The sequence below is a fragment of the Paraburkholderia saeva genome (genome assembly GCF_907164555.1).
Classification (GTDB): domain Bacteria; phylum Pseudomonadota; class Gammaproteobacteria; order Burkholderiales; family Burkholderiaceae; genus Paraburkholderia; species Paraburkholderia saeva.
Genome location: NZ_CAJQZC010000002.1, coordinates 534,232 through 552,720, shown reverse-complemented (window position 1 = coordinate 552,720; position 18,489 = coordinate 534,232). Strand labels below are relative to the sequence as shown.

The window sequence follows — 18,489 nt, the reverse complement described above, 5'->3', positions numbered from 1 at the left end:
ACCATGCTCACACTCAGGCTTGCGCGCGTGGCGCGCGTCGCCGCGGTGGCCTGCGCGCTTGGCAGCGCGCTCTTCATGGCCGGCTGCAACAAGGCGCCTTCATTCCAGAACCTCGATATCACCGGCAACACGCAGTTCGGCGCGGATTTTTCGTTGCCCGACACGAGCGGCAAGACGCGCACGCTGGCCGACTTCAAGGGCAAGGTGGTCGTGCTGTTCTTCGGTTACACGCACTGCCCCGACGTCTGCCCGTTGACGATGGCCGAACTCTCGCAGGCGTTGCAGCAGCTCGGGCCGAAGGACGCGCAGCGCGTGCAGGTGCTGTTCGTGACGGTCGATCCCGAGCGCGATACGCCCGAATTGCTGGCGCAATACGTGCCGGCGTTCAATCCGACGTTTATCGGCCTGCGGCCAGCCAGCGACGCGCAACTCGTCAAGGTGACGAAGGACTTCCGCGTCTACTACGCGAAGGTGCCCGGCAAGACGCCCGACAGCTACACGATGGATCACACCGCGGCGAGCTACGTGTTCGACCCGGACGGCAAGCTGAGACTCTTCGCCCGCGACGGGCAGGGCGCCGCGCCCTGGGTGCACGACATTAAACTGCTGCTCGACTGAGCGTCACGCCTGCACGCAACATGGCACGCAAAGAAAACGGCCGGTGAATCTTTCACCGGCCGTTTTTCGTCGGTCTCCGTCTTTCACGACAGCGCGGGCAGATTGAACCCCGGCGCGAGCCGTGTGACCTTGAACTCCTCGACGGTGTAGGTAGCGAGCTGCTGCTGCGCGAACGGATCGCTGGCGCGGATCGCGTCGAGCCGTTCCCGCTCGATTCGCGCCGCCAGGATGATCCCGCCCGTGCGCGGCAATTTCGGCCCGGCAGCGATAAACACGCCGGCGTCAAATTGTTGCCCGAGGAATGCGCGGTGCGCATCGAGCGCGTCGTCGACGCGATCCAGCGATGCCGTGTAGGTGAGATTGATGACGTACATGGAAGTCCCTGAAGAATTGCCCGGCGCAACCCGCCGATCCATCGAGATTATCGTCCAGCGCGAAACCCGGCAACCGCAGCGCTGCATCAAGGCCATAGCGGCTCTCGTCGCGGCCGTTTAGGGTGTGGCCCTTTTTGTCTCAAGTTGGCTGAGGGTTCAGCCGTTATACAGCCTGCAATCGTTTGCGCCCAAAAGGCGGGGATGGTCGCGAACCGAAAGAAACCACACGAAAGAGACCAACACAATGAGCAGGATGAGTCTGAACCGCAAGCTGTGGATGTCGCTTGCGCTCGTATGGCTGGGGTTGCTGGGCGTCGGGCTATGGAGCGCGGTCGAGACGCGCGGCATGATGCTCGCCGAGCGCAAGGCCGGTATGGTGAATCTCGTCGAGGCGGCGCAGGGTGTCGTCAACGGTTATTACGCGGTGGTTCAAAGCGGCAAGCTGACGGAAGCCGATGCGCAGCGCGAAGCGCTCGCGCGTCTCGCGACGATGCGTTATGGCGAATCCGGTTACCTCTTCGTGATGGATTCGAAGCCGACCGTGCTGATGCATCCTACGCTGCCTCAGATGAACGGCAAACCCGTCGGCGACTTCAAGGATCCCGACGGCAAGCTGCTCTACGTTGCGCTCGTCGATGCGGCGAAGGCCACCGGCCGCGGTTTCGCCGAGTATCGCGGGCGCCTGCCGCACAGCGAAACGGCGGTTCCGAAGATCAGCTACGTGGTGCGCTTCGCGCCGTGGGACTGGAACATCACGAGCGGCGTCTTTATCCGTGACATCGACACGACTTACTACGAGACGCTGCTCGGTCACCTGATCGTCGTGCTCGTGATCGGCGCGGTGATTTCACTTGCGATGGTGCTGATCATCCGCAACGTGCGCGGCAGTCTGGGTGGCGAGCCGGAGGCCGCGGCGCATCTGGCGGCGAGCATCGCACAGGGTGACCTGACGCAGACGGTCGTACTGCGCGCCAACGACACCACCAGCATGATGGCCGCGATGAACCAGATGCAGGCGCGTCTGCAACGGACGATCGGCGAGATTCGTCACTCGGCGGAATCGATCGCATCGGCGACGCAGCAGATCGCGGCCGGCAACAGCGACCTGTCGCAGCGCACGGAACAGCAGGCCGCATCGCTGCAGGAAACGGCCGCGAGCATGGAAGAGCTGACGGCGACGGTGAAACAGAACGCCGACAACGCGCGTCAGGCGAGCGGACTCGCGCACAACGCATCCGACATCGCGACGCGCGGCAATGACGTGGTGAGCCGCGTGATCGGTACGATGAGCGAGATCAATGAAAGCTCGCACAAGATTTCCGACATCATCGGCGTGATCGAGGGCATTGCGTTCCAGACCAACATTCTCGCGCTGAACGCCGCAGTCGAGGCGGCGCGCGCGGGTGAGCAGGGGCGCGGATTCGCAGTCGTGGCCGGCGAAGTGCGAAGCCTCGCGCAACGGTCGGCGACCGCGGCGAAGGAAATCAAGCAGCTGATCGGCGACTCCGTGGAACGGGTGCACAACGGCTCGGAGCTTGTCGGCCAGGCCGGCACGACGATGGGCGAAATCCTGCAGGCCGTGCGTCGGGTGACCGACATCATGGGTGAGATCGCTGCGGCATCTGAAGAGCAGAGCAGCGGCATCTCGCAGGTCGGCCGCGCGGTCACGCAGATGGACGAAGTCACGCAACAAAACGCGGCGCTCGTCGAGGAAGCCGCGGCCGGCGCGGCTTCGCTGCAGGATCAGGCGGCGCGGCTGCACGATACCCTGAGCGCGTTCCGGGTCGAAGAGCCGGCTGGCCGTGTCGAGCCATCCGCGCGTATCGCGGCGCGCACGCTGCAGTCGTCGACAACCCGTGCCACCCCGTCTGCGCGTGCGGGCACAACAACCGCAGCAGCAAAGCCTGCTATCGCCGGCGAAACTTCGTCACCTAAACGAACGGCCCCCGACGACGGCGCCGCAACGGCCCGCGAGACGGCCGCCTCCGCGAAGTCTTCGGTCGACGCAATTGTCGCGAGAGCGACCTCTCCAGGCGACGACTGGACGACGTTCTGATTCACCCCTCACCCTGACGGGCCGCCGGCGAACCGGCGGCCCGCTTCCCGTCTCCGCATTCCACGCTCATATCGTTTCATCAAGCCTGCAAAACCCCGCATACCCATATGCCATCGCGTTATTTCCCTTCGCGCGAGGCGTATGAGACCATTTGCGGTCCAGTGGACTGCACAGTCAAAAGACAGTCCCGGCGCGCCTCTCGCGAACTATCGAAGTTGAATCAACGCAACACAATCGGGAAATCCATGCAGCGTAGAACTCTCCTCAAAACCCTCTCCGCCGTTCTCGCCACGGCCGCATTCGCGACCAGCTTCGCCGCCCACGCCGATGACAAGGTCATCAAGGTCGGCACGATCAGCGGCCCCGACGCGCAGATCTGGGCGGTCGTCCAGAAAGTCGCGAAGCGCGACGGCCTGAACGTGAAGGTTGTCGAATTCAACGACTACGTACAGCCGAACGCGGCGCTCGACGCAGGCGACCTCGACGCCAACAGCTTCCAGCATCAGCCCTACCTCGACAGCCAGGTCAAACAGCGCGGCTACAGGATCGTGACCGCCGGCCTCACGTACATCTCGCCGCTCGGCATCTATTCGAAGAAGCTGAAGTCGGTGAAGGACCTGCCGCAAGGTGCGAAGGTGGCGGTGCCGAACGATCCGTCGAACGAAAACCGCGCGCTGCTGTTGCTGCAGTCGCAGGGCGTCATCAAGCTGAAGGCCGGCGCGGGCACGAACGGCAACAACGCCACGCCGCTCGACGTGGCCGACAATCCGAAGAAGGTGAAGCTGATCGAACTGGACGCGGCGCAACTGCCGCGTTCGCTGTCGGACGTCGACGCCGCCGCGATCAACACGAACTTCGCACTTGCCGCCGGCCTGCAGCCGGGCAAAGATGCGATCGCGCTCGAAGACATCCATAGCCCGTACGCGAACCTGATCGCCGTGCGCACGCAGGACAAGGACAAGCCGTGGGTGAAGAAGCTGGTGGCTGCGTATCAGTCGGAAGACGTGCGTCAGTTCATCAAGACCGAGTTCAAGGGATCGGTGGTGCCGTCGTTCTGATTCGCTGATTTGCGGGCGATCAGGCGATCACCTGGTTCGCAATATCCTGCTGCAAGCAAAAGCGCCATGGGCAACCATGGCGCTTTTTTGTTGCCTTTGAAGTCGCGGGTCATCCGCCGTTCGGGATCTCGCTCCCGAGCAGCCGTTCGATCAGCTGCATCGCTGCGACAAGCTGTTCCTGCTGCGCCGGATCGAGCCTCGATAGCTGCGCGCACACCTCTTCGTTGGCGGCTTCGTCGAGGGGTTCGTAGGCTGCGCGGCCTGCGTCCGTCAGCCTGAGAATCGACTGGCGTGCGTCAGCGTCAGACGGGCGGCGGGAAATCAGGTCGCGACGTTCGAAGCTTGTGAGCAGGCGGCTCAGATAGCCGCTGTCGAGGCCCAGCGTGCGGGCGAGCGCCGCTGCGGTATCCGATCGGCCACGCAACAATTCGCGCAGCACACGCACTTCGGTCAGCGAGAACGGGCTTTTCTGCAGACGCTCGTGCAGCGCGCCGATGTGCTTTGTGTAGAAACGGTTGAAATGGCGCACGGCCTGAGCGCGCTGCAGCACCGCGGAATCGGTCAACGTAAGCTCCCCCGTCGTTCTTTACGACGATCAAGCCGCCACTCTATCTCTGAATCCGTCCCTTATACAAATCCGGGTCAAAAGCTGGGCATGGCCGATACGCGAGGGGTGGTATTAAAGAGGTATGTATTTCATGTGGAGTGGGCTCCCCTTGAGCGGACCAGTTGGGCTGCTTCGACCCATCAAACGACCCCCAATACGGGTATGTCCTGGGCTCGTCATCATCACCAAAATACCCGTAAACCGGCCATAAAACCTTTTATTATCAATTGATTAGTCGAACTGTTTGAACCAGAATCAGTGTGGTTTGACTGGTATTATGTTGGTTATATAATGGGCTCCACTTTCAAGCAGCCGCGCTCTCGTCCCCGCCCGCCGGAGCCCCATGGAAACTCGCTGGTCCGCCCTGATGCCTGACGTGCGTAACGTCACGCCGCTCTACCTGCAACTCGCACGCAACCTCGCGACGGCGATCCATTGCGGCGTCTGGTCGGCTGGCGAGGCGTTGCCGTCCGAGCGCACGCTGTCCGACGCCATCGGCGTTTCGCGCATCACCGCCCGCAAGGCGATCGAACTGCTCGTCGAGCAGGGTTTGATTCGCCGCGCGCGAGGCGCTGGCAGTTTCATCACGCCGCGCGTCGAAGATCCGCTTTCCCGTCTGACGGGTTTCACGAAGAAGATGGAGCAGCGCGGCTTTCGTCCCGATTCCGTATGGCTCGAACGCGAAATCCGTTCGGCAAATCGCGAAGAAGTCGTGCACCTCGGCCTGTCGCCGGGTGCGTCGGTTGCAAGCTTGCGGCGTCTGCGCCGCGCCGACGGCATCGTCATGGCGGTCGAACACTCGGCGCTGCCTGCCTCGATCGTGCCGGACCCGCAGGCGCTTGGCCTGTCGCTTTACAGCTATCTGGAGCAACGCGGCATGGCCGTGGTCCGCGCGTTGCAGCACTTTCGGGCCGTCAACGCAACGAGCGAGATCGCGGGCCTGATGGATATCGAGCCGCGCACCGCGCTGCTCGTGATCACCCGCATCGGCTACAGCGCCGACCAGCGCGCGATCGAACTCACCGACACCTATTGCCGCGACGACTACTACGACTTCGTCGCCGAATTGCGGCAATAGCGCGGGACACGAACCAGGCAGAGCAGTCATGAAAATGCACGACGCATCATCAGAGAGACACATGCTGACCGGAAACATACTCACTACCGACGGCTGGATCAACGGCACGATCGAATTCGAAAACGGCCGCATCACGTCGCTAAAAGGCGAGCGCGCCGATCCTTCGCAGAACGACGATCCGTACATCCTGCCAGGCTTCATCGATCTGCACGTGCATGGCGGCGGCGGCTCCGACGTGATGGAAGCCGGCAACGCGATCGAGACGATCACCCGCACGCATGCACGCTTCGGCACGACGAGCCTGCTCGCGACCACGATGACCGCGCCGCGCGACGAGCTGATGAACGTCGTCGCAAATCTCGGCGACGTGGCGGTCACGCGCACGCCGGGCGGCGCCCGTGTGCTCGGCGTGCATCTGGAAGGCCCGTACATCAACCCCGGCAAGCTCGGCGCGCAGCCGGACGCGGCCGTCTCCGCCGTGCTCGATGAGGTGCTGAAGTATCTGTCGATCGCGCCGATCCGCGTCGTCACGCTGGCGCCGGAAATCTCCGGCCACATGGACATCATCAGCGAGATGGCGGCGCGCGGCGTGCGTGTGCAGCTCGGCCATTCGCTCGGTACGTACGACGACGCCGTCGCCGCGCTCAAGCATGGCGCGTGCGGTTTCACGCATCTCTTCAACGCGATGTCGCCGCTGCATCACCGCAATCCTGGCCTCGTCGGCGCCGCGCTCGCGCACGCCGAGTTCGCCGAAATCATCCCTGACCTGCTGCACGTGCATCCGGGCGCGATCCGCGCCGCGATGCGCGCGATTCCGCGCCTGTATGTGGTGACCGACAGCACGTCGGCGACCGGCATGCCGGATGGCGAATATCGCCTTGGCAGCCAGCACGTCACGAAGTGTCTCGGCGGCGTACGTCTCGCCGACGGCACGCTCGCCGGCAGCACCCTGACGATGGATCAGGCGCTGCGCAACCTCGTTTCGCTCGGCCTGCCGATGGCCGATGTTTCAAACCGTCTGTCGCGCTACGCCGCCGACTACCTGGGCATCGAGGATCGCGGCCGTATCGCGCGCGGTGCATGGGCCGATGTGGTCGTGTTCGATCGTGAACTGGCGTTGACCGCAACGTACGTCGAAGGAGAATCGATTGTCGAATATGCTTGATGAAGCGTTGGCGTCCGCCGACGTGGTCGCCGCACAGCTTGCGGATACGTCGCGTGTCGAAGCCCTCGCGCGCAAACTCGCGGAATTGCCGCGTCACGTCGCGCTGACGGTCGCACGCGGCAGCTCGGACCACGCAGCGAGTTACTTCGCCAGCCTGACGATGAGCCGTCTCGGCGTGCCGGTCGCCTCGCTTCCGATGTCGGTCGCGACGCTGCAGCAGGCGCCGCTCAAGGTGCGCGATCAGGTCGCGCTCGCGTTTTCCCAATCGGGCAAGAGCCCGGACCTCGTCGGCACGATGGTCGCATTGCGCGACGCGGGTGCGCTGACGGTGGCCGCGGTGAACGCGCCGTCGTCGCCGCTCGCGGACGCATGCGAGTTTCATCTGCCGCTGCTGGCAGGCCCGGAACTGAGTGTCGCCGCGACCAAGAGCTACATTGCGATGCTGGCGTTGTCGGCGCAGCTCGTCGCGCACTGGCAGGGCGACGCAGCATTGCTGAACGCGCTGAAGACGCTGCCTGACGCGCTGCGCCAGGCCGGCGCGCTCGACTGGACGAAGGCCGTCGAGGCACTGCGCGGCGTTGAGCGCATGATCGTGATCGGCCGGGGGCTCGGCCTCGCGATCGCCCAGGAAGCGGCGCTGAAGCTGAAGGAAACGTCGGGCATCCAGGCTGAAGCGTTTTCGAGCGCGGAAGTGCGTCACGGTCCGATGGAACTGATCGACCGCGACTATCCGCTGCTGGTTTTCGCGCCGCGCGGTCCCGAACAGGCCGGCCTCATCCAGCTTGCGCGCGACATGCAGGCGCGCGGCGCACACGTGCTGCTCGCCGCGCCGGCCGACGTGCCGGAAGCGACGTTGCCGCTCGTCTCCACTGATCATCCGGCGCTCAATCCGGTCGCCGCGATTCTTTCCTTTTATGTGATGGCCGACGGACTTGCCGCCGCTCGCGGACGCAATCCCGATGCGCCGCGCCATCTGAATAAAGTCACCGAAACTCACTGATCGAGCTATCAGATGCGACGTGTTGAGGAGTCCCGTTTAATGAGCCAATCCCAAGGCCCTGTAGTGTTGCTCGCGCCGTTGACCGGCCCGGTCGTGCCGCTGGCCGACGTACCCGACCCGGTGTTTTCCGGCGGCATGTTTGGCGACGGCATCGGTATCGATCCGCTCGTCGGCCGGCTGGTTGCGCCGTGTGACGGCGTGGTCATGCATCTCGCGCGCACCGGTCACGCACTGACGCTGACCACCGCCCAGGGCGCCGAAATCCTGCTGCATATCGGTATCGATACAGTCGAGCTGGCCGGCAAGGGTTTCACGCCGAAGGTGCCGCAAGGTGCGACGGTCCGTACCGGCGACGTGCTGATCGAATTCGATCTGGACTATGTCGCATCGACGGCGCCGAGCCTCGTTTCGGTGATCGCGATTGCGAACTCCGATGCGTTCGAAATCGTCGAGCGTCCGGTTGCGGGCATGCTGAAGGCCGGCGAAAGCCCGCTCTTCACGCTGCGTGCCCGAGGAGGCGCTGCGGCCGAAGCATCACGTCAGGCGACCCACGTCACCGAAGAGTCGCGCCAGCAGATCACGCTCGCGCACGCTGGCGGTCTGCATGCACGGCCGGCCGCGCGTGCCCGCGAAGCGGCGCGTGGTTTCGATGCGCGCGTCGAGATCCGCTACGAAGGACGCAAGTCGGCGATCGAGAGCGTCGTCGGTCTGCTCGGGCTGGGCGCTGGCGAAGGCGCGACGGTCGAGATTCTTGGCGTCGGTCCGCAGGCCGCGGCGGCGGTCGAAGCCGTCGCGCACGAACTGCTGCGCGAAGCGCACGGTGAAGTCGAAGAAAAACCGGCGCGTCAAAGCTCGCCTGCGCCGCAGCAGGTTGCGCGCGTCCCTGGCGCGCCGCTCGCGCCGAACACGCTGGCTGGCGTGTGCGCGGCGCCCGGCATCGCGGTCGGCACGATCGTGCGTTGGGACGACGCCGATCTCGATCCGCCGGAAGCAGCAAGCGGCACGTCGGCGTCGGAAAGCCGTCTGCTCGACAAGGCGCTTGCCAGCATCGACGCAGAACTGAACAAGACGGTGCGCGAAGCGTCGCAACGCGGCGCGGTCGGCGAAGCGGGTATTTTCGCCGTGCATCGTGTGCTGCTCGAAGATCCGACGCTCCTCGACGCCGCGCGCGATCTGATCAGCCTCGGCAAGAGCGCGGGCTTCGCGTGGCGCTCGGCGATCCGCGCGCAGATCGCGGTGCTCGCCAACATCGACGACGCACTGCTCGCCGAACGCGCGGCTGATCTGCGTGATATCGAAAAACGTGTGCTGCGGGAACTCGGCTATTCGAACAACACGGCGCGCGAGTTGCCGGACGAAGCGGTGCTCGTCGCAGAAGAATTCACACCGTCGGATCTGTCGTCGCTCGATCGCACGCGCGTTACGGCGCTTCTGATGGCGCGCGGCGGCGCGACGTCGCACGCTGCGATCATCGCGCGCCAGATCGGCATTCCTGCGCTGGTCGCGGTGGGCGATGCGCTCTTCGCGGTGCCAGAAGGCACGCAGGTTGTGGTCGACGCAGGCGCTGGCCGTCTCGAACACGCGCCGACCGCGCTCGACGTCGAACGTGCGCGCACCGAGCGTCAGCGTCTGGCTGGCGTGCGCGAAGCGAACCGTCGCACGTCGCAGCAGGCAGCCGCAACCAACGACGGTCGTGCGATCGAAGTCGCCGCCAACATTGCGACGCTCGATGACGCAAAGACTGCCGTCGAAAACGGCGCAGACGCCATCGGTCTGCTGCGCACGGAATTGCTGTTCATTCACCGGCAGGCCGCGCCGAATGTCGATGACCATCGCGAGAGTTATCAGACGATCGTCGATGCGCTTGGCGGCCGTACCGCGATCATCCGCACGCTCGACGTGGGCGCGGACAAGGAAGTCGATTACCTGACGCTGCCGCCGGAAACGAACCCGGCGCTCGGCCTGCGCGGCATCCGTCTGGCGCAGGTCCGCCCGGATCTCCTCGACGACCAGCTGCGCGGCCTGCTCGCCGTGCGCCCGGTCGGCGCGGTGCGCATCCTGTTGCCGATGGTCACCGATGCGGGCGAGCTGATCCGCCTGCGCAAGCGTATCGACGAACTCGCGCGCGAAGCGGGCCGCACGGACGCGATCGAGGTCGGCGTGATGATCGAAGTGCCGTCTGCGGCGCTGCTCGCCGACCAGCTTTCGCAGCACGCGGATTTTCTGTCGATCGGTACCAATGACCTCACGCAATACACGCTCGCCATGGATCGCTGCCAGCCGGACCTCGCTGCACAGTCGGACGGTCTGCATCCGGCGGTGCTGCGTCTCATCGACGCCACCGTGAAGGGCGCGGAAAAGCATGGCAAGTGGGTGGGCGTCTGCGGCGCACTGGCGGGGGACCCGCTCGCGGTGCCGCTCCTCGTCGGCCTTGGCGTGACCGAGCTTTCGGTGGATCCGGTGTCGGTGCCGGGCATCAAGGCGCGGGTGCGCAAACTCGATTATCAGCTGTGCCGTCAGCGCGCCCAGGATGCGCTCGCGCTCGATTCGGCACAGGCGGTAAGGGCGGTGAGCCGCGAAATCTGGCCGCAGGACTGAACCCCACATGGTTCGCGGCAGGCTTCGCGACATGAAGACGTAAGTGAAACACGGGCGGCTGAAGAGGCCGCTCTCGAAGCAACGCAATGACGTAGGCAATAACTACGACCACGACTCAACGAAGGGATTGGAGATATCAATGGATGGGAATCCGTTTCTGAAGATTCAGCGCCTCGGTCGCGCGCTGATGCTGCCGATTGCAGTGCTGCCGGTTGCCGGCCTGCTGCTGCGCCTCGGTCAGCCCGATGTGTTCAACATCAAGATGATCGCCGACGCAGGCGGTGCGATTTTCGACAACCTGCCGCTGCTGTTCGCGATCGGCGTGGCGGTCGGTTTCGCGAAGGACAACAACGGCGTCGCGGCGCTGGCAGGCGCGATCGGCTATCTGATCGAGATCGCCGTGATGAAGGACATCAACGACAAGCTCAACATGGGCGTGCTGTCGGGGATCGTCGCCGGTATCGTGGCCGGGTTGCTCTATAACCGGTACAAGGACATCAAGCTGCCCGACTACCTCGCCTTCTTCGGAGGGAAACGGTTCGTGCCGATTGTCACCGGGGTCGTGTGCCTGGCGATAGGGATCGTGTTCGGCTACGTGTGGGCGCCGGTTCAGGCCGTCATCGACCTCGCTGGCCACTGGCTGACGACTGCAGGCGCGATTGGCGCATTCGTGTTCGGTGTGCTGAACCGTCTGTTGCTGGTCACGGGTCTGCATCACATCCTGAATTCGTTGACCTGGTTCGTGTTCGGCACGTTCACGCCGCCGGGCGGCGCAGCGGTGACGGGCGACCTGCATCGCTTCTTCGCGGGCGACCCGACGGCCGGAACGTTCATGACGGGCTTCTTCCCGGTCATGATGTTCGGTCTGCCGGCTGCGTGTCTCGCGATGTTCCATGAAGCACCGAAGGAACGCCGCGCACTGGTGGGCGGCCTGCTGTTCTCGATGGCGCTCACGTCGTTCCTGACGGGCGTGACCGAGCCGATCGAATTCAGCTTCATGTTCCTCGCACCGGTGCTGTACGTGATCCACGCGCTGCTGACGGGCCTGGCGCTCGCCATCTGCTCGGCGCTTGGCATTCACCTCGGCTTCACGTTCTCGGCTGGCGCGATCGACTACGTCCTGAACTACGGTCTGTCGACGAAGGGCTGGATGGCGATTCCGATTGGCGTGATCTATGCCGTCGTCTACTACGGCCTGTTCCGCTTCTTCATCCGCAGGTTCAACATGGCGACGCCCGGTCGCGAACCCCTCAACGCCGACGGTGATGCGGCTGTGGAAACGTCGGGTGGCGTTGCTGGCGCGCCGGCGACTGCAACGGCGGCGACGCGTGCGCAGCGTTACATCGCGGCGCTGGGCGGTGCGTCGAACCTGACGCTCGTCGATGCATGCACGACGCGTCTTCGTCTTTCGGTGGTGGACGCAAACCAGGTGTCGGAAGCCGATCTGAAGACGATCGGTGCGCGCGGTGTGCTCAAGCGCGGCGCGACGAACGTGCAGGTGATCATCGGACCGGAAGCGGACATGATCGCCGACGAAATCCGCACGACCATCGACCAGGGCGGCGCAGTGGCAGCGAAGCCGGCGGCAGCGGCTGCAGCACCGGCCGCAGCGGCCGCGGTTGTCGCACCGGAAAGTGGTCCGCTGGATCCGGATCCGGCACGCTGGCTCGCCGTGTTTGGCGGCGCGACCAATGTGGTTTCGCTCGATGCGGTTGCAACGACGCGTCTGCGCATCGTGGTGCGCGATCCGTCGGCGGTGGACAGCCAGCGCATGGCGGGGCTGGATGTCGCGTGGGTGGCGGCGGACACGTTCCACATCGTCGTGGGTCAGGCGGCGCCGCGCTACGCGCAGCAACTGGCGACGCGTCTGCCGGCAACGGGCGGCGCAGCACCGCAACCTGCCTGACGCGTTTCACGCGTTAGACGGACGTAACAAAAAACGCGGCGCCCGGATTGGGCGCCGCGTTTGCATTGACGGGCGGGCTTTGATGCGGCGTCGAAGCGCGATGCACCCCGTCGCGAGACCCGCACTCAATGCCGATGCGATTGCGTCGAAGATTCCGGGCCGCCGCGCTTTGCCAACCCACTCTCCCTCGCCGCAGCAGGGTGGCGCGTTTCGAGCCACATCACGTTGATGATGCCAAACGCGAGCGCCACCCCGATGCCGAGAATCCAGCTGAAATACCACATCACAAGCTCCTTCGAATCCGTTACAAACCGCGCCCGTCTATCCAGGCTCGGCGTTGCCGTTCAATACATCGAATGGGTGTTTTCCTCGATCGCCTTCGCGGTCACCTTGCCGCGCATCACGCGATACACCCAGCTCGTATAGATCAGGATCAGCGGCAGGAAAATGATGACCGCGATCAGCATGATCTGCAGCGTCATCTGGCTCGATGTCGAGTCCCACACCGTGAGGCTGCTGCGATTGTCGAGTGACGACGGCATGATGAACGGGAACATCGAAAAGCCCGCCGTCAGGATCACGCCGGCAATCATCAATCCGGTCGAGATAAACGCGATCTTCTCGAAGCGCGAGCTGGCCAGCAGCAGCGCGAGCACGCCGCCAAGCAGACCGGCTACCGGAGCGGCAATCATCCACGGATACGTCGAGTAGTTGTTCAGCCACAGCCCCGGAGCACCGATCACGCTTTTAAGAAGCGGATTGGCGACGGAATCGAGCGGCGCGGCATCGACGATCTGATAGCCGCCGATCACCGTCGCCACCAGCAGGCCGGCGATGATGAAGAGCGCCACCGCGGCGAGCGACATGATGCGAAGCGCCACCGAAGCGCGTCGCGCGACGATGCCATCCGTCTTCATCTTGACGAAGGCCGCGCCATGCGCCGCGAGCATCGACACGCTCACGAGCCCGCAGACGAGCGCGAACGGATTGAGCAGCGCGAAGAAGCCGCCGTGATACGTCACGCGCAGATCGGTGTCGAACTCGAACGGCACGCCTTGCAGCAGATTCCCGAATGCGACGCCGAATACGAGCGCCGGCACGAAACCGCCGACAAAGAGCGCCCAGTCCCACGCCGTGCGCCAGCGCGGATCTTCGCGCTTGTTGCGATAGTCGAAGCCGACCGGCCGGAAGAACAGCGCGAACAGCACGAGCAGCATTGCGAAATAGAAGCCGGAGAACGATGCCGCGTAGACGAGCGGCCACGCCGCGAACATCGCGCCGCCGGCCGTGATGAGCCAGACCTGGTTGCCTTCCCACGTCGCGCCGACGGTATTCACGACGATGCGTCGCTCGCCGTCGTTCTTGCCGATGAAGGGCAACAGGATCGCCGCGCCCATATCGAATCCGTCGGTGAGTGCGAAGCCGATCAGCAGCACGCCGATCAGTACCCACCAGACCAGCTTGAGGGTGACGTAATCCATGATGATTTCCCGTTGATGAGACTGGTGTGAATTACGCCGCAGACTTGCCGGCGAGCGCGGGCGCGGGCTTGTCCTGCTCGTGATGATAGCGGCCCGTATGCAGCGAAGAAGGGCCGAGGCGCGCGTACTTGAACATCAACGTGATTTCGATGATGAAGAGCGCCGTGTAGAACACCACGAAACCGGCCAGACTCAGGTACAGATCGCCGGGTTGCAGGCTCGACGCGGACAGCGACGTGGGCAGAATGCCCGCGATCGTCCACGGCTGCCGCCCGACTTCAGCGACGATCCAGCCAAACTCGGCCGCAAGCCACGGCAGCGGAATGGCCCACACGGCCCAGCGCAGGAACCAGCGGCGCTTGTCGAGCAGCAGCGAGCGTTGCGCGCAGAACCAGAACGCCAGCACGAACGTCGCCAGAAACAGGATGCCGAGGCCGACCATCAGGCGGAACGAAAAGAACACGGGTGCGACCGGCGGGATCGTCTTCTTTGCTGCCTGCCGGATCTGTTCCGGCGTCGCGTCGGTGACGTCCGTCGTGAACTGCTTGAGCATCAGGCCGTAGCCGAGGTCCGCTTTGTGCGCCTCGAACGTCGCGTGCGCTTCGTCGGTGTCGTCGCCGCTCTTCAGATGCTGCAGCGCGCCGTATGCGAGCATCCCGTTCCGGATGCGCGTTTCGTTGTGCGCCATCAGGTCTTTCAGACCCAGCACGGGCTCATCGAGCGACCGTGTTGCGATGATGCCCAGCGCGTACGGCACGCGGATCGCGTAGTCGGTGCGTTCTTCCTGCTGGTTCGGAATGCCGAAGATCGTGAACGGCGCGGGCGCGGGCGCCGTTTCCCATTCGGATTCGATCGCGGCGAGCTTGATCTGTTGCACTTCGCCCGTTCGATAACCCGATTCGTCGCCGAGCACGATCACGCAGATCGTCGACGCCAGTCCGAAACCCGCCGCGATGGCGAACGAACGCAGCGCGAACTCGGTGTCGCGACGCTTCAGCAGATACCACGAGGACACGCCAAGCACGAACATCGACGCCGTCACGTAGCCCGCCGATACCGTGTGCACGAACTTCACCTGCGCGACGGGATTGAACAGCACCTCAAAGATGCTGGAGAGCTCCATGCGCATCGTTTCGTAGTTGAAATGCGCGCCGACGGGATTGTTCATCCATCCGTTCGCGACCAGAATCCACAGCGCCGACAGATTCGATCCAAGTGCGACAAGGAACGTGACGACCAGATGCTGCACTCTGGAAAGCCGGCTCCAGCCGAAGAAAAAGAGCCCGACGAACGTCGATTCGAGGAAGAACGCCATCAGGCCTTCGACGGCCAGCGGCACGCCAAAAATATCGCCGACGTAGTGCGAGTAGTACGACCAGTTTGTGCCGAACTGGAACTCGAGCGTGAGCCCGGTCGTGACGCCCATCGCGAAGTTGATGCCGAAGAGCTTGCCCCAGAACTGGGTCATGTCCTTGTAGATCTGCTTGCCGGTCATGACGTAGACCGATTCCATAATGACAAGCAGCCACGACAGGCCGAGCGTCAGGGGCACGAACAGAAAATGGTACAGCGCCGTGACGGCAAACTGCAGGCGCGAGAGATCGACGACTTCGCTAGCGTGCATGGGTCTCACCTTGAGAGGGATGCGGTGCGGGAACGGCGAGGAGCGCCTCAGCAACGACCGCGGGCGGCAGTGACATGTGCTCCGCCTGCGGGTGATCGAAGAATGCGTATTTGAGGATCATCAGCAGCGCGAACTTGATCGCGAGCACGATCGCGATGTCGCGCGCGAAAGTCGGGCCGCGCGCCCATGCGGCGCAGCGCGCGCGCAGGCGAGGGGTCCTGTGATTCAGCGTTATGGTCATGATCGGTCGATGACGGCTCCATGGGAGGAATGCCGGTCGGGCCGCATGGGGCGGCCAGGCAATGCATAACGGAATTCTAGGAGCGGGCCTCGTCGACGCGGGCGTTCCGCGCTGTGGCATACGGTCGCGAAGGCGAACCCGCGAAACCAGTATCGCCGCGCTCTTTGCGTTGCGTCAACAAAAAGGGGTGCGACTGTCCTAAAAGCGGACCAGGACTTAGGACACAGATACGAAAAAGCCCCGTCATCTTTCGATGGCGGGGCCGGGTACGACAGCCGTGCCGAAAAAGCCGGCTCGCGCGTTACGCGTATTCGCTCAATGCGCCGCGCATTTTCTTCATCGCGCTGGCCTCGATCTGACGAATACGTTCCGCCGATACACCGAATTCGTCGGCGAGTTCATGCAGCGTCGAGCCGCCCGAACCGTCGTCGTCCACCTTCAGCCAGCGAGCCTCGATGATGCGGCGGCTGCGGGCGTCGAGTGCCTCGAGGGCGCTGGCGATCCCGTCGCTATGCAGCTTGTCGCGCTGACGTGCCGCAAGAACCGCTGTCGGCTCGTTGTGCGAATCGGCCAGCCACGCGATCGGCGAATACGCTTCCTCGCCGTCTTCGATCTGGCCTTCGAGGGCGATATCGCCGCCGGACAGACGCGTTTCCATTTCGGCGACTTCTTCCCGCTTCACGTTCAGCTCGGTCGCGAGACCTTCGATTTCCTCCGGCGTGAACGCCTGGAAACCCTGCTTGTGGCTGCGCAGGTTGAAGAACAGCTTGCGTTGCGCCTTCGTGGTGGCGACCTTCACCATGCGCCAGTTGCGCAGGATGTACTCATGGATCTCGGCCTTGATCCAGTGCATGGCGTACGAAACCAGCCGCACGTTCTGCGACGGATCGAAGCGCTTCACCGCCTTCATCAGGCCGATGTTGCCTTCCTGGATCAGGTCGGCGTGCGGCAGGCCGTAGCCGAGGTAATTACGCGCGATCGACACGACCAGACGCAGGTGCGACAGCACGAGACGACGGGCCGAACCCAGATCGTTCTGCTCGCGGAATTCAGTGGCGAACTGGCGTTCCTCCGCCGGCGTCAGCATCGGAATCCGGTTCACGGCCTGGATGTAGGCGTCGATATTGCCCAGCTGGCCGGGCAGCAGCGAAGAATGCGCGAGCGCCAGTGCACCTGCCGGAGCGGCCTTAGCCGACGACGGGCTCAGAGTACTCGGAAGGGTCAGTGCATTGCTCACGTAAAAAACTCCTATGGAATCAACCAAATGCTCAGTCAGAAAACGACTCCCGTGGATGTTAGCACTCCAGTAGCAGGAGTGCTAATACTTAGAGGCCGTAGGGACTTGAGAGTTCCGTGTAACCTATTGAAACTTCATCTTCAATAGCATTGTACGTCGCCTGCGGGAACTTTGCTTGCGCCGTACAATTCACTTTTGCGCGCTTTTGACGCGGATAAATGACCAGCGTTCGTCTGATTTTTAGCAATTATTTGCCAAAGCCGAGCTTCCTTTTATAAGGTTTCTTTTACTTCATTTATCTATAAATGACGTCACCCGCCTCGCGGCAACCCACCCATCTGGGCGAAGGTGTTCGATGAAGAAGAATAATGCCCGGCCCGGCTGGCTGCTCCGGAGTAGCGTTGTGCTGGCATTGCTGAGCTTTTCAGAACTGGCTCTCGCAGACCGGTTCGGCGTTCAGGTGGCGGCCGGCATGGCCAATCATCACGTGAACAAGCTCGATCTGGGCATGGCATGGGATCCGGGTCTCACCTGGTGGGAGGTCGGCGGCTGGCACTTCACGCTGATCGGCGAGGCACACGTCTCGTGGTGGCATAGCGCCGAAGGCGACGTGCACCAGAACACCGGCGAGTTCGGCATCACGCCGGTGATCCGTTTTATCAAGGGCTCGGGCGGATTCCGGCCGTTTGTCGAAGCCGGCGTCGGCGTGCGTGTGCTCACCAGCCCGACGATCTCGAATTCCTACACGCTTTCGTCGGCGTTCCAGTTCGCCGACATGGTGGGCGTAGGCGCCCAGTTCGGCGACCGCCAGCAGTACCAGGCCGGCTTTCGCTTCCAGCATCTGTCCAACGCCAGTATCAAAGAGCCGAATCCTGGTATAAATTTCACCCAGCTATATCTGCAATACAACTTCTGACGTCGGGGGCCGCTCTGCGCGGCTCCTGTCGGTGCAAAGGGGCGGAGCGATGGCGGCAAAAGTGATCGAGGCGATTCGCGGGCTGGAGCGCGACCGCTTTCGCGCGATGGTCGACGGCAACGGTGAACTGCTCGACGCACTGCTGTCGGACAACGTCATCTACGTTCATACCAACGGCAAACGCGAGTCGAAGCAGCAGTTCATCGATGCCATCATGGCGGGCCGCCGCCGCTACCGCCAGATCGAAATCCAGTCTCAGGACGTACTGGCCGTGGGCCACGAGACCTGCGTCGTCACGGGGCGTGCCCTGATCGAGATGGAAGCGAACAACGGCGCGCTGCTTTTTCCGATCGCCTATACGGCAATCCAGACGCAGGAATCCGGACGCTGGCGGCTGATTGCCTGGCAGGCGACGCGTTGCGCGATCGAGTGAAACCGGTGGGTTTCGCCTCGCCAGACAGCCTTGTGAGCCACCCGGGCGCATGACGCGCGGCGTCGCGCCATGTTTCGACGCTTCGCCGACCTGATTT

At 63.6% G+C, this 18,489-nt stretch carries 16 protein-coding genes and 1 pseudogene; 10 read left to right on the top strand and 7 right to left on the bottom strand.

Annotated elements, in window-relative coordinates:
• The first annotated feature begins 3 nt into the window (after positions 1-3).
• Positions 4-618, top strand: coding sequence for an SCO family protein (locus tag LPA36_RS06710; RefSeq protein ID WP_228875349.1), 615 nt, complete (start codon positions 4-6; stop codon positions 616-618).
• 83 nt (positions 619-701) lie between these two features.
• Here LPA36_RS06710 and LPA36_RS06705 read toward each other — a convergent pair whose 3' ends face one another.
• The gene (locus LPA36_RS06705) at positions 702-992 is read right to left on the bottom strand and encodes a YciI family protein (protein WP_228875636.1); all 291 of its coding nucleotides are present in this window, start codon (positions 990-992) and stop codon (positions 702-704) included.
• A 244-nt stretch (positions 993-1,236) separates the two neighbouring features.
• On the opposite strand from LPA36_RS06705, the gene LPA36_RS06700 reads away from it, so the two are divergent.
• Positions 1,237-3,048: a methyl-accepting chemotaxis protein gene (locus LPA36_RS06700; protein ID WP_228875348.1), complete on the top strand. Its 1,812-nt coding sequence runs from the start codon at positions 1,237-1,239 to the stop codon at positions 3,046-3,048.
• Positions 3,049-3,293: 245 nt separating this feature from the next.
• Positions 3,294-4,106 carry a MetQ/NlpA family ABC transporter substrate-binding protein gene (locus tag LPA36_RS06695; protein WP_228875347.1) on the top strand — a complete coding sequence of 271 codons (813 nt, stop codon included), beginning with the start codon at positions 3,294-3,296 and terminating at the stop codon, positions 4,104-4,106.
• A gap of 127 nt (positions 4,107-4,233) precedes the next feature.
• On the opposite strand, the pseudogene LPA36_RS06690 reads toward LPA36_RS06695, so the two are convergent.
• Positions 4,234-4,671: pseudogene (locus LPA36_RS06690) on the bottom strand (MarR family winged helix-turn-helix transcriptional regulator); the annotation flags it as partial.
• Positions 4,672-5,056: 385 nt separating this feature from the next.
• Between LPA36_RS06690 and LPA36_RS06685 the strand changes: the two are divergent.
• The 5 genes from LPA36_RS06685 (at position 5,057) to nagE (ending at position 12,460) form a co-directional block, all read left to right on the top strand.
• Entirely contained in the window at positions 5,057-5,791 is a 735-nt protein-coding gene (locus LPA36_RS06685) for a GntR family transcriptional regulator (protein WP_228875346.1), read from the top strand.
• Positions 5,792-5,852: 61 nt separating this feature from the next.
• A complete protein-coding gene (nagA, locus tag LPA36_RS06680; RefSeq protein ID WP_228875345.1) occupies positions 5,853-6,956 on the top strand; it encodes an N-acetylglucosamine-6-phosphate deacetylase in 1,104 nt (367 codons plus the stop codon).
• The gene (locus LPA36_RS06675) at positions 6,940-7,956 is read left to right on the top strand and encodes an SIS domain-containing protein (RefSeq protein ID WP_228875344.1); all 1,017 of its coding nucleotides are present in this window, start codon (positions 6,940-6,942) and stop codon (positions 7,954-7,956) included. Before nagA ends, LPA36_RS06675 begins: the two co-directional genes overlap by 17 nt.
• Positions 7,957-7,968: 12 nt before the next feature.
• Positions 7,969-10,554, top strand: a complete 2,586-nt coding sequence (ptsP, locus tag LPA36_RS06670; protein ID WP_228875343.1) for a phosphoenolpyruvate--protein phosphotransferase — start codon at positions 7,969-7,971, stop codon at positions 10,552-10,554.
• A 139-nt stretch (positions 10,555-10,693) separates the two neighbouring features.
• Positions 10,694-12,460: an N-acetylglucosamine-specific PTS transporter subunit IIBC gene (gene nagE, locus LPA36_RS06665; RefSeq protein ID WP_228875342.1), complete on the top strand. Its 1,767-nt coding sequence runs from the start codon at positions 10,694-10,696 to the stop codon at positions 12,458-12,460.
• A 125-nt stretch (positions 12,461-12,585) separates the two neighbouring features.
• Here nagE and cydX read toward each other — a convergent pair whose 3' ends face one another.
• From cydX to rpoH, 5 genes are all read right to left on the bottom strand, one after another.
• Positions 12,586-12,744 carry a cytochrome bd-I oxidase subunit CydX gene (gene cydX, locus LPA36_RS06660; protein ID WP_228875341.1) on the bottom strand — a complete coding sequence of 53 codons (159 nt, stop codon included), beginning with the start codon at positions 12,742-12,744 and terminating at the stop codon, positions 12,586-12,588.
• Positions 12,745-12,804: 60 nt separating this feature from the next.
• Positions 12,805-13,941 (bottom strand): cytochrome d ubiquinol oxidase subunit II, encoded by a 1,137-nt coding sequence (cydB, locus tag LPA36_RS06655; protein ID WP_228875340.1) that lies wholly within the window; start codon positions 13,939-13,941, stop codon positions 12,805-12,807.
• A gap of 31 nt (positions 13,942-13,972) precedes the next feature.
• The gene (locus tag LPA36_RS06650) at positions 13,973-15,565 is read right to left on the bottom strand and encodes a cytochrome ubiquinol oxidase subunit I (RefSeq protein WP_228875339.1); all 1,593 of its coding nucleotides are present in this window, start codon (positions 15,563-15,565) and stop codon (positions 13,973-13,975) included.
• Complete coding sequence (gene cydP, locus LPA36_RS06645; protein ID WP_228875338.1) at positions 15,555-15,806, bottom strand: cytochrome oxidase putative small subunit CydP; 252 nt, start codon at positions 15,804-15,806, stop codon at positions 15,555-15,557. Before cydP ends, LPA36_RS06650 begins: the two co-directional genes overlap by 11 nt.
• A 301-nt stretch (positions 15,807-16,107) precedes the next feature.
• Positions 16,108-17,043, bottom strand: coding sequence for an RNA polymerase sigma factor RpoH (gene rpoH / locus LPA36_RS06640; protein ID WP_228875337.1), 936 nt, complete (start codon positions 17,041-17,043; stop codon positions 16,108-16,110).
• 355 nt (positions 17,044-17,398) lie between these two features.
• Here rpoH and LPA36_RS06635 point away from each other — a divergent pair, with 355 nt between their 5' ends.
• Together LPA36_RS06635 and LPA36_RS06630 are read left to right on the top strand one after the other, a co-directional pair.
• Positions 17,399-17,959, top strand: a complete 561-nt coding sequence (locus tag LPA36_RS06635) for an acyloxyacyl hydrolase (protein WP_228875336.1) — start codon at positions 17,399-17,401, stop codon at positions 17,957-17,959.
• A 49-nt stretch (positions 17,960-18,008) separates the two neighbouring features.
• Positions 18,009-18,392: a nuclear transport factor 2 family protein gene (locus LPA36_RS06630; protein WP_228875335.1), complete on the top strand. Its 384-nt coding sequence runs from the start codon at positions 18,009-18,011 to the stop codon at positions 18,390-18,392.
• The last annotated feature ends 97 nt before the right edge of the window (positions 18,393-18,489 follow it).

Bases quoted from the DNA above. Each gene is read 5' to 3' on its own strand.
- LPA36_RS06710 (WP_228875349.1), top strand. From the start codon at position 4: ATGCTCACACTCAGGCTTGCGCGCGTGGCGCGCGTCGCCGCGGTGGCC.
- LPA36_RS06705 (WP_228875636.1), bottom strand. From the start codon at position 992: ATGTACGTCATCAATCTCACCTACACGGCATCGCTGGATCGCGTCGAC.
- LPA36_RS06700 (WP_228875348.1), top strand. From the start codon at position 1,237: ATGAGCAGGATGAGTCTGAACCGCAAGCTGTGGATGTCGCTTGCGCTC.
- LPA36_RS06695 (WP_228875347.1), top strand. From the start codon at position 3,294: ATGCAGCGTAGAACTCTCCTCAAAACCCTCTCCGCCGTTCTCGCCACG.
- LPA36_RS06685 (WP_228875346.1), top strand. From the start codon at position 5,057: ATGGAAACTCGCTGGTCCGCCCTGATGCCTGACGTGCGTAACGTCACG.
- nagA (WP_228875345.1), top strand. From the start codon at position 5,853: ATGCTGACCGGAAACATACTCACTACCGACGGCTGGATCAACGGCACG.
- ptsP (WP_228875343.1), top strand. From the start codon at position 7,969: ATGCGACGTGTTGAGGAGTCCCGTTTAATGAGCCAATCCCAAGGCCCT.
- nagE (WP_228875342.1), top strand. From the start codon at position 10,694: ATGGATGGGAATCCGTTTCTGAAGATTCAGCGCCTCGGTCGCGCGCTG.
- cydX (WP_228875341.1), bottom strand. From the start codon at position 12,744: ATGTGGTATTTCAGCTGGATTCTCGGCATCGGGGTGGCGCTCGCGTTT.
- cydB (WP_228875340.1), bottom strand. From the start codon at position 13,941: ATGGATTACGTCACCCTCAAGCTGGTCTGGTGGGTACTGATCGGCGTG.
- LPA36_RS06650 (WP_228875339.1), bottom strand. From the start codon at position 15,565: ATGCACGCTAGCGAAGTCGTCGATCTCTCGCGCCTGCAGTTTGCCGTC.
- cydP (WP_228875338.1), bottom strand. From the start codon at position 15,806: ATGACCATAACGCTGAATCACAGGACCCCTCGCCTGCGCGCGCGCTGC.
- LPA36_RS06635 (WP_228875336.1), top strand. From the start codon at position 17,399: ATGAAGAAGAATAATGCCCGGCCCGGCTGGCTGCTCCGGAGTAGCGTT.
- LPA36_RS06630 (WP_228875335.1), top strand. From the start codon at position 18,009: ATGGCGGCAAAAGTGATCGAGGCGATTCGCGGGCTGGAGCGCGACCGC.